This window comes from Mesorhizobium sp. M4A.F.Ca.ET.090.04.2.1 (assembly GCF_003999085.1).
Taxonomy (GTDB): Bacteria; Pseudomonadota; Alphaproteobacteria; order Rhizobiales; family Rhizobiaceae; genus Mesorhizobium.
Window position 1 is genome coordinate 1 of the sequence record NZ_RZOT01000225.1, and the last position, 9,049, is coordinate 9,049.

The following is a 9,049-nucleotide window of genomic DNA, read 5'->3' on the forward strand; positions in this document are numbered from 1 at the left end:
GATGAAAGCCAGCATGTTGGTGATGACCTTGATCACTGCCGCCGAGCCGATCGGACCCATCAGGAAGGATTTTGCGCACATCGCCTCGATGGCCGGCCGGTGCCGCTCGTAAAGCACGGCATCACCACCGACCAAGGCCGTGATCCTGCCTGCCGCCGCCAGATGCACGCCGCCGGTGACCGGACATTCGAGCGTCTCGATGCCCCTGGCTGAGGCCAGTGCCGCGAGCCGCACAATCTCGTCGCGGCCGTTGGTCGACATCTCGATCCAGGTGCCGTCCTTCGGCAGACCTTCGAGCAATCCGCCGGGACCGGCGAGCACTGTCTCGCTGACCTTGGGCGAGGGCAGGCAGGTGACGGCATTGCCGGCGCGGGCGGCGGCCTCGGCCGGGCTGCTCGCGGCATTGGCGCCGAGCCCAACCAGACGCTCGACGGTTGCCGGGTCGCGGTCGAAGACGGTGACGGCAAAGCCGTCGCGGACCAGGCTGGCGGCGAGGTGGCCGCCAAGATGGCCAAGGCCGATGAAGGCGTAAGCGGGCCGCGCGGTCACGGCATCAACGGCGTCTGCATCATCTGCAGATGCAGTTCCTTGCCGCTGTAGGGATGCGCGTCGCAGACCGCCTCATTGAGCTCGACGCCGAGGCCGGGCTCCTTCGACGGGATGACGTTGCCATCCTGCCACTCGATCTTCTTCTTCAGCAACGTGGCGTGAAAACCGTCCCATTGCTTCAGCGATTCCAGGATCAGGAAGTTCGACAGCGTCACGGCCAACTGGATGTTGGCGGCGCCGACGATCGGCCCGCAATAACAGTGCGGCGCGACCTGGATGTGGTAGGCCTCGGCCATGGCGGCGATCTTCTTGGTTTCCAGTATGCCGCCGGAGCGGCCAAGGTCCGGCTGCAAGATGGTCGCGGCGCGGTTCTCGATGACGCGAGCGAACTCGAACTTGGTCGTCAGCCGCTCGCCGGTGGCAATCGGGATCGACGTACCGCGCGCCACCTGCGCCATCACCTCGGGCATGTCGGGCGGCACCGGCTCCTCGAACCATAGCGGGTCATAGGGCTCGATGGCGCGGGCAAGCCGCAGCGCGCCCGAAGCGGTGAATTGGCCATGTGTGCCGAACAGGATGTCCGCCCTGTTTCCGACGGCCTCGCGGATCGCCTTCACCATACGGGCAGAGAGGTCGATGTCGATTAGGCGCGGCTGGTGGCCGTCGAAGGCGGTGTAGGGGCCGGCCGGGTCGAGCTTGACGGCGTTGAAGCCCTGCTCGACATATTCGAGCGCGCAGGCGGCGGCCATCTCCGGGTCGTTGTAGACATTCTTGCCGCGCGCGTCCTCGGAATGGACGCTGCCAGTGTGCGGGTAGAGGTAGGTGTAGGAGCGCAGCGTCTCGTGCACCTGGCCGCCGAGCAATTTGTAGACCGGCTTGTCGGCTTCCTTGCCGATGATATCCCAGCAGGCCATTTCGAGCGCCGAGAAGCAGCCCATGCCGGAAACGTCCGGGCGCTGGGTGAAGCCGGAGGAATAGATGCGGCGGAAGAGATTCTCGATGTCGTGCGGGTCGCGGCCGATGAGGTAACGCTCGGCCATGTCTTCGATCATCCTTGCGGTGACGTGGCCGGAGAAGGTGGCATTGTAGGCCTCGCCATAGCCGACCACGTCGCCATCGGTGGTGAGCTTGACGAAGATGAAATACTTGCCGCCGATGCCGGGCGGCGGGTTGCCGACAACCCAGGTCTTGACGTCGGTGATCTTCATTTCTGATCCTCCAAAACCAGTTCGGCGCCTTTCCATCCGGTGAGGATCGAGGCGGCGTTGGTGTTGCCGGTGATGTTGTCGGGAAAGATCGAAGCATCGATGACGCGCAGGCCGGCAATCCCGTGCACCATGAGGCGCGGATCGACGACGGCGCGCGAGGCGTCAGGTCCCATGCGGCAGGTTGAGACCGGATGGTAGACGGTGCCCGAGCGCTTCCTGAAATCCTCAATCAAGTCGGCGTCCGACGTGATCGACGGGCCGGGCAAAACCTCCTCCTCGATGATCTCGGCCATCGCCGGCATCGCGGCGATCTTACGCACGAACTTCACCGCCGCCAGCATCTCGTCGACATCGGCGTTGGTCGAATAGGCATGCGGCGTGATCCGGGGATAGTCGCGCGGGTTCTTGGAGCGGATCATGATCTCGCCGCGGCTCGACGGGCGGCAGTTGGAAAGGCCGATCGAGAAGCCGGGCCACGGGTCGGGGGTCAGGATCGGGCGCTCACCGCTCTTCGGAATGACGGTGGAGAAGGCCTGGAAATAGAGCTGCATGTTCGGCCGCGCCAGGGTCGGGTCGGTGCGGAAGAAACCGCCGGCATTGTTCATCGACAGCGACAGCGGCCCGGACCGGAACAGGATGTACTGCATGCCGACCATGAGCTTGCCCCACCAGGGGCGCAGGATCTGGTTCAGCGTCGGCAGCCTGCCCTTGAACGTGTAGTTGATGCCGACATGGTCCTGCAGGTTCGCGCCGACATTCTCGTTGGCGTGGATGAGCGGAATGCCGAGGTCTCCGAGCAGCGCCGACGGGCCGACACCGGAGAGCTGCAGCAGCTGCGGCGAGTTGATGGAGCCGCCGGACAGGATGACCTCACGGCCAGCGTGCGCGGTCCTGGTCTCGCCGTTCTGCTGATATTCGACACCGACGGCGCGCTTGCCCTCGAACACGATTTTCGTCGCCAGCGCGTTTGTCTCGACGCGGATATTTTTTCTCCGCATCGCCGGGCGCAGGAAGGCGCGGGCGGTCGACATGCGGCGGCCGTCCTTGGTGGTGATCTGATAGATGCCGACGCCTTCCTGGGAGGCGCCGTTGAAGTCCGGATTGAACGGCAGGCCGGCCTGTTGGGCGGCCGCCAGGTAGCGCTTCGTCAGCGGATGCACCGCGTCCGAGCAATCGGTGATGCGCAACGGGCCGCCGACACCGCGCCACTGGTTGGCGCCGGCTTCATTGTCCTCCAGCGCCTTGAAGGCGGGGAGCAGGTCGTCGTAGCTCCAACCTGGATTGCCGGCGGCTGCCCAGGCGTCGAAATCCTCGCGCGCCCCCCTGATATACACCATGGCGTTGATCGAGCTCGACCCGCCGAGCAGCTTGCCGCGCGGCCAGTGGTCGGCGTTTCCGCCAAGGCCAGGATCGGGCTCCGCTTTATAGTTCCAGTTGACGGCCGGGTCGAAGAAGGTCTTGCCGTAGCCGAGCGGCATCTGGACGTAGAAGCGGCGGTCGGTGCCGCCGGCCTCCAGCACCAGGACCGAGAAACGGCCCGATGCCGACAGTCTTTCGGCAAGCACCGAACCGGCCGAGCCGGAGCCGACGATGATGAAATCATAGGTCTGCATGACTGGTCGGTGCGGCTCCGGAAATCTGGCCGCAGCCTAGACGCGCCGGGTTCGCCGCGTCGCCGCGCCTTCCGGCATCGGTTGTGAAAAATACGACCGCCGCAATACGATGGAGTTGCGGGATAACCCGACAATCCCGCTTGATATGCACGGGGTCGAGAGCTTATGCGAAGGCATCGAGCAATCCGCGGGAGGCAGGAGATCCATATGCGTACCCTCTCCGATGCCTTCATCCCGGAACTGCCCGGTTACTACAAGGGCAAGGTCCGCGAAAACTACGACCTGCCGGACGGCAGGCGCATCATCATCGCCACCGATCGCCTCAGCGCCTTCGACATCATCCTGGCCTCGATCCCGTTCAAGGGCGAGATCCTCACCCAGACCGCCCGCTACTGGTTCGAGGAAACGGCCGACATCTGCCCGAACCATGTTCTCGAATACCCCGACCCGAACGTCGTCGTCGGCACAAGGCTCGATATCCTGCCGGTCGAGATCGTCGTGCGCGGCTATCTGGCGGGAACCACCAGCACCTCGATCCTGACCAGGTACCGGAAGGGCGAGCGGACCATGTATGGAATGAACCTGCCGGACGGCTTGCGCGACAATGAGAGATTGGCCGAGCCGGTGATCACCCCGACGAGCAAGGCCGCGGATGGCGGCCATGACGAGCCGCTGTCGAAGGCCGAGATCCTCGAACAGGGACTTCTTACGCCAGCACAGTGGGATACGGTGTCGGACTACGCCTTGCGGCTGTTCGCCCGCGGCCAGGCGCGAGCCGCCGAACGCGGCCTGATCCTGGCCGATACGAAATATGAATTCGGCACCGACAAGAGCGGGGCCATAATCCTGGCCGACGAAATCCATACGCCGGACAGCAGCCGGTACTGGATTGCGGCGAGCTACGAAGATGCCTTCGCGAGCGGTGGGCGGCCGGAGAGTTTCGACAAGGATTTCATCCGGTCATGGGTCGCGGCGCGCTGCGATCCTTACAGGGATCCGATCCCGACGATACCGGACGAGATCGTCGCACAGGCTTCGCAGGTCTATGCGCAGGCCTATGAGGCGATCACCGGCAAGGAATTCGTCCCCGACGTTTCCGGGGCTACCGTGCTCGATCGCATCCGCGCGAACCTCGAGCGCTACTTTTAGGGTCAAGCCAGCCGCTCCTTGCGACAGCATCGGCGGCGCGTTGACCTGCCGGCGCCGTGACGCTACGGGATCATGTCATCGATCTCAGGGGATTTGCGGTATGGTGCACTACGCGGACGGACGGCCGATCGGCGACCTGACACTGCGGACGCTGGCCATGCCGTCCGACGCCAACGCGGCTGGCGATATCTTCGGCGGCTGGGTGATGGCGCAGATGGACCTTGCCTGCGGCATCCGCGCCGCCGAGCGCGCCAAGGGCCGCGTGGTGACGGCGGCGGTCAAGGAGATGTCCTTCGCCAAGCCGATGAAGATCGGCGACACGCTCTGCATCTACACCCATGTCGAGCGCGTCGGCCGCACCTCGATGGCGCTCAAGGTCGAGGCCTGGGCGCAGCGCTATCTGTCCGACCTGATGGAGAAGGTCACCCATGCCGATTTCGTCATGGTGGCGCTGGACGGCGAGGGCAAGCCGAAGGCGGTTCCGGCCGAAGGCTAACCCGGCTCCGGCAGGCGAGGGCCCTGCCGGCGGGCTGCGTGAGCTCCTTCACAGTCATGCGCAAATTTCCGTGACCAAGTCCGCCGGGGCTTGGGGGAAGACAATGCGTCAACGAACGCTGAACGGTGTTCTTGCGGGAGCCGTCCTGGGCCTGTTCGGCCTGCTCGCCGCAACCGCCTATACCGAGATCAAGCAAGCCGATGCCAGGCTCTCTTGCGCTTCGCAAAATTGCGTCATCGGCAAGCCGCCGGGCGCAAGCGAAAAATGCCTGGCGATCAGTTGCGACGCCGGCCAGAAACCGCGGACGATTGCCGCGAGCAGACGGCCCGCCGGGCTGACTGCGAGACGATCCACCGGAAGCTGAAAACGGGACGGACACGCCACAGCGGCCGGCCAGAAAACGGGTCGGCACGAAGGTTCATCCTTCGCGGGCTTGCGCCAAAAATCCTTGCGGCAACAGGCTTTCAGCCGTGCAGACCGTCGAATTTCTCGCGCGCGGCCCTGACCCTGGCGGTGTTCCTGCGCGCCCATGCGCCGAGCGCGCTGACGGGGACCAACAGCTCGTGGCCAAGCTCTGTCAGCTCGTAGTCGACGCGCGGCGGGATGGTCGGGAAGACGGTGCGGATGACGAAGCCATCGCGCTCCAGACCGCGCAATGTGGTGGTCAGCATCTTCTGCGAAATGCCGCCGACGGCGGCGCGCAGTTCATTGAAGCGCAGCGGTCCGTCGCCGAGCTTGCCGACCACCAGAACGGTCCATTTGTCGCCGACGCGCTGCAGGATTTCCGACACGGCGCGACAGTCTTCGGTGATATGCGGGTGCCTCAGTAACAAAAACGTGCCTCCTTGCACTTCGCTTTTGCGGTATCTCATATAGCGCCGGTATCCAAACGATACCACAATTTCCCGCAAGGAGAGCCTCCCAAAATGTCCAAGCCCAAAATCGCCATTATCGTCGGTTCGACGCGCGCCGCACGCTTCGCCGACGTGCCGACCGAGTGGATCGCCAAGATCGCCAAGGCGCATGCAGACATCGACGTCGAAGTCGTCGACCTGCGCGACTTCCCGCTGCCGTTCTTCGACGAGGTCGCTTCCTCCGCCTGGGCGCCGTCGCAGAACGAGGTGGCGCAGCGCTGGCAGAAGAAGGTCGCCTCTTTCGACGGCTTCATCTTCACCGCCGCCGAGTACAATCACGGCCCGACGGGTGTGCTGAAGAACGCCATCGACTACGCCGCCAACGAGTGGAACAAGAAGCCGGCCGGTTTCGTCGGCTATGGCAGCGTCGGCGGCTCGCGCGCCGTCGAACAGCTCCGCCTCTACGCCGTCGAGCTGCAGATGGCGCCGGTCAAGTCGGCGGTCCATATCGCCTGGGGCGATTTCCTGGCGGTTCGCCAGGGCGAGAAGAAGCTCGAGGATCTCGAGCATCTGAACCAGGCCGCCGCGGCGCTCGTCAACGACGTCGCCTGGTGGGCCAAGGTGCTCAAGGCGGCCCGCGCGGCCGACGCGATCGCCGAGGAAGCCAAGGCGGCCTGAGCCGTCAATCCGAGACAATCCTCCCAAGGGATATGGGGCGGCGCTTGCGCCGCCCTTTTCAATTTGCCGCCTGCGCGGACTGCCTCGGCCTCATGACGCAGTCCGCCACCCGGTCGTGCTCGTCGAGCTCGTCGGCATGGTGCTGCCCCCATTCGCACAGCGCCAGAAGGATGGGCTCGGGGCTGAGCCCAAGGGGCGTCGCGAAGTATTCGACGCGCGACGGGATCTAGGCGAAGACCCTCGCGGCGAACAAGGCCGTGCTCCTCCATTTCGCGCAACTGCTGGATCAGCACCTTCTGGGTGATCGAAGGCACCAGTGCCTTCAGCGACGAGAGTCTCCGGGGACCATCGAACAGGTGGTAGAGGATGACCGTCTTCCAGCGGCTCGAGATTACTTTCAAGGCACGCTCCGCCGGCAGCATCGGCAGTTCTCTTGATCGGGCCGGCCATGGTCACTTCCTGGTGAGCAGCGGACAAATGAGTGTGTAGTCGAGACAGCGCAGATAGTGGCAATGCACGGCCGATGCCATAGCGATCGGAGTTTGCCGTGGCTTGCGCCAGCTTTTCGATTTGGCTGCCGGCGGCCTGTTGGGTGTCACGTCCGGTGGCCGCTTCCCACTCGACCAGGCCGGTGCGGCTCACCGCCTTATCAAGGAGCGCCGCTCGACAGGTAAGATCGTGCTGGTGGCGTGATTGTCGTGGTCGATTCTGGAACCCGCCTGGTCATCGCTGCTGGTCACAGCCAGCCACCCGAAAATCCGGCTCGTCGCAGGCCCGTGGCGATGGCCGGTACGCGGCGCATGAGCCGCCACAGGAAGTCCGACCGGTAGTTCTCGATCATCAGCGCGATCGGCCCCTGGTTGATGCCGACATGGTCCGGCGATACCCAGCCGCAGGCGCGGCCGTCGGCAGCGGCGATTGTCGGATTGAAGCTGGCGGTGAAGCCGTAAGGGTTGCCCTCGTGCAGGTCGATCTCGCGGAAATGGCGGAGCACCGGCAGCACGATCTCGGGCGCAAACGGCAATGAGGTAATCGCCGCCCAGGGCGACAAGGTGCCGTCATCCGGACCGAAAGGCGCGCCGCGCGCCAGATAGCCGAAGAAGCGTCGGCCGCCGATCGTCAGAGGGAGCTTTTTCAGGCCCGGGCCATCACTGGCGGTGACGCCCCAGCAATTCTCGTCATAGCCGACGAAGCCCTTCGGATTGCGGATGGCGTAGTCGCGCTGCAGGTAGGTCGCCTGGCGGCTGTTCTCGAAATAGTCGGTGCCGTGCCTGTGCATGAAGGCATCGCGGATGCCGCGGAAATCGATCCAGACATGTGAGAACTGGTGGACGAAGAGCGGCCCGGCATAGACCAGTTCCCGGCCATAGATCTTCTTCCACTTGTAAGTGGAAAGCCAGGCCGCATAGGACTCGGGCGGCAGCGGATGGGTCGGCGAGGCGAGGCCCAGCACATAGAGGATCACCGCCTCGTCATAGCCTTGCCAGCGGTAGCGCAGGAAGCCCTTCTCGGGCCGCCAGCCATGGCTGACGGTAGCGCCGCCATCCTGCGCCCAGCGCCAGTCGGCGCGGCGATAGAGCGCATCGGCAAGCCGGCGGATTTCCAGTTCGGATTCGTCGTCGGCGTCAAAATAGGCGCCGGCTGCCAGCACGCCGGCAAGCAGAAGTGCCGTGTCGACCGTGGACAGCTCGCACTTCCAGACGCGGCGGCCTGTCTTCATGTCAAGGAAATGATAGTAGAAGCCCTTGTAGCCGGTGGCGTCGGGTTCTGGCCCGTGCGGCGCGTTCCAGAAGAAGCGAAGCGTGGCGATCGTCCGTTCAACGGCAGCGTCGCGGGTCATGAACCCACGCTCGACGCCGACGGGATAGGCCGACAAGGCGAGCCCGACGGCGGCGATGCTGGCGGGCGACGCCGGCGTGTTGCGGTCGGCGATCAGGCCATTTGCCGGGTTGGCCTCCTTGAGAAAGTAATCGAAGGACAGGCGCTGGATGCTGGAGAGAAGTTCCTCGTTCAGCTTGTGGTCGCTCGATGCATCCATGGCTACCGATATAGAGGCCTTCGCGGCGCTTCCCAACTTTTTGGCCGATCAATCATAGTGAGGCAGGCGAGGGCCGATAGCGAGAGGCGCATCAACCGCGCCGATTGGACCGCCATATCGACGGCGCTGCCATCTGGTCCCGCCGATTGCCCTGAGATATCCGCAGCCAGATGAGTGAAGCCGTGAAGACATCCAGCCTGACAGGCGTCGTTTCCCCGATGATTCCGGTGCTCGTATGCGCGCTCGCCATCTTCCTGCTTTCCGGGATGGATGCGGCGATGAAGACGCTGGTTATCGCCGTGGGCGTCTACAATACGGTGCTGTGGCGCGGCTTGCTCGCGACTGCAGTCGCGGGCGCAGCTTGGTCAGCGGGATCGTGCTCGCTGCCAACCATTGCGGTGCTGAGGCTACATGCCCTGCGGGCCATGGTTGTCGGCATCGTCCTGATATCATTCTTCTGGGGG

At 64.5% G+C, this 9,049-nt stretch carries 11 protein-coding genes and 2 pseudogenes; 7 read left to right on the top strand and 6 right to left on the bottom strand.

All coding sequences use genetic code 11. From position 1 onward, the window contains the following. The 3 genes from EN781_RS17040 to EN781_RS17050 all read right to left on the bottom strand — a co-directional run. Positions 1 to 549 (bottom strand): NAD(P)-dependent oxidoreductase (locus tag EN781_RS17040; RefSeq protein WP_145965531.1); only part of this gene is annotated, 549 nt, incomplete at its 3' end. Continuing rightward, positions 546 to 1,757 carry a mandelate racemase/muconate lactonizing enzyme family protein gene (locus tag EN781_RS17045; RefSeq protein ID WP_126058717.1) on the bottom strand — a complete coding sequence of 404 codons (1,212 nt, stop codon included), beginning with the start codon at positions 1,755 to 1,757 and terminating at the stop codon, positions 546 to 548. The genes EN781_RS17040 and EN781_RS17045, both read right to left, overlap by 4 nt. Then, complete coding sequence (locus EN781_RS17050) at positions 1,754 to 3,370, bottom strand: GMC family oxidoreductase N-terminal domain-containing protein (protein ID WP_126058718.1); 1,617 nt, start codon at positions 3,368 to 3,370, stop codon at positions 1,754 to 1,756. Before EN781_RS17050 ends, EN781_RS17045 begins: the two co-directional genes overlap by 4 nt. 207 nt (positions 3,371 to 3,577) lie before the next feature. On the opposite strand from EN781_RS17050, the gene EN781_RS17055 reads away from it, so the two are divergent. From EN781_RS17055 to EN781_RS17065, 3 genes are all read left to right on the top strand, one after another. After that, positions 3,578 to 4,519, top strand: a complete 942-nt coding sequence (locus EN781_RS17055; RefSeq protein ID WP_126058719.1) for a phosphoribosylaminoimidazolesuccinocarboxamide synthase — start codon at positions 3,578 to 3,580, stop codon at positions 4,517 to 4,519. Between the two features lie 100 nt (positions 4,520 to 4,619). Beyond that, a complete protein-coding gene (locus tag EN781_RS17060) occupies positions 4,620 to 5,015 on the top strand; it encodes an acyl-CoA thioesterase (protein WP_126058720.1) in 396 nt (131 codons plus the stop codon). Between the two features lie 70 nt (positions 5,016 to 5,085). Continuing rightward, the gene (locus tag EN781_RS17065) at positions 5,086 to 5,379 is read left to right on the top strand and encodes a hypothetical protein (RefSeq protein WP_126058721.1); all 294 of its coding nucleotides are present in this window, start codon (positions 5,086 to 5,088) and stop codon (positions 5,377 to 5,379) included. A gap of 100 nt (positions 5,380 to 5,479) precedes the next feature. Here EN781_RS17065 and EN781_RS17070 read toward each other — a convergent pair whose 3' ends face one another. Then, positions 5,480 to 5,848, bottom strand: coding sequence for a helix-turn-helix domain-containing protein (locus EN781_RS17070; protein ID WP_187331432.1), 369 nt, complete (start codon positions 5,846 to 5,848; stop codon positions 5,480 to 5,482). Between the two features lie 93 nt (positions 5,849 to 5,941). Here EN781_RS17070 and EN781_RS17075 point away from each other — a divergent pair, with 93 nt between their 5' ends. After that, positions 5,942 to 6,547 carry an NADPH-dependent FMN reductase gene (locus tag EN781_RS17075; RefSeq protein WP_126058723.1) on the top strand — a complete coding sequence of 202 codons (606 nt, stop codon included), beginning with the start codon at positions 5,942 to 5,944 and terminating at the stop codon, positions 6,545 to 6,547. Positions 6,548 to 6,605: 58 nt separating this feature from the next. On the opposite strand, the pseudogene EN781_RS17080 reads toward EN781_RS17075, so the two are convergent. Beyond that, positions 6,606 to 6,969: pseudogene (locus EN781_RS17080) on the bottom strand (helix-turn-helix domain-containing protein). On the opposite strand from EN781_RS17080, the gene EN781_RS35975 reads away from it, so the two are divergent. Next, positions 6,914 to 7,036, top strand: a complete 123-nt coding sequence (locus tag EN781_RS35975; protein ID WP_348627278.1) for a hypothetical protein — start codon at positions 6,914 to 6,916, stop codon at positions 7,034 to 7,036. The pseudogene EN781_RS17080 and the gene EN781_RS35975 sit on opposite strands and share 56 nt — an antisense overlap. Before the next feature lie 63 nt (positions 7,037 to 7,099). Further along, on the top strand, positions 7,100 to 7,240 hold the full coding sequence (locus EN781_RS17085; protein ID WP_245455415.1) for a zinc-binding dehydrogenase: 141 nt from the start codon (positions 7,100 to 7,102) through the stop codon (positions 7,238 to 7,240). A 43-nt stretch (positions 7,241 to 7,283) separates the two neighbouring features. On the opposite strand, the gene EN781_RS17090 is transcribed toward EN781_RS17085, so the two are convergent. Beyond that, on the bottom strand, positions 7,284 to 8,585 hold the full coding sequence (locus EN781_RS17090) for a glucoamylase family protein (RefSeq protein WP_126058725.1): 1,302 nt from the start codon (positions 8,583 to 8,585) through the stop codon (positions 7,284 to 7,286). Positions 8,586 to 8,755: 170 nt separating this feature from the next. On the opposite strand from EN781_RS17090, the pseudogene EN781_RS17095 reads away from it, so the two are divergent. Further along, positions 8,756 to 9,049 (top strand): annotated as a pseudogene (locus tag EN781_RS17095) (EamA/RhaT family transporter); the annotation flags it as partial.

Bases quoted from the DNA above. Each gene is read 5' to 3' on its own strand.
- EN781_RS17045 (WP_126058717.1), bottom strand. From the start codon at position 1,757: ATGAAGATCACCGACGTCAAGACCTGGGTTGTCGGCAACCCGCCGCCC.
- EN781_RS17050 (WP_126058718.1), bottom strand. From the start codon at position 3,370: ATGCAGACCTATGATTTCATCATCGTCGGCTCCGGCTCGGCCGGTTCG.
- EN781_RS17055 (WP_126058719.1), top strand. From the start codon at position 3,578: ATGCGTACCCTCTCCGATGCCTTCATCCCGGAACTGCCCGGTTACTAC.
- EN781_RS17060 (WP_126058720.1), top strand. From the start codon at position 4,620: ATGGTGCACTACGCGGACGGACGGCCGATCGGCGACCTGACACTGCGG.
- EN781_RS17075 (WP_126058723.1), top strand. From the start codon at position 5,942: ATGTCCAAGCCCAAAATCGCCATTATCGTCGGTTCGACGCGCGCCGCA.
- EN781_RS35975 (WP_348627278.1), top strand. From the start codon at position 6,914: ATGACCGTCTTCCAGCGGCTCGAGATTACTTTCAAGGCACGCTCCGCC.
- EN781_RS17090 (WP_126058725.1), bottom strand. From the start codon at position 8,585: ATGGATGCATCGAGCGACCACAAGCTGAACGAGGAACTTCTCTCCAGC.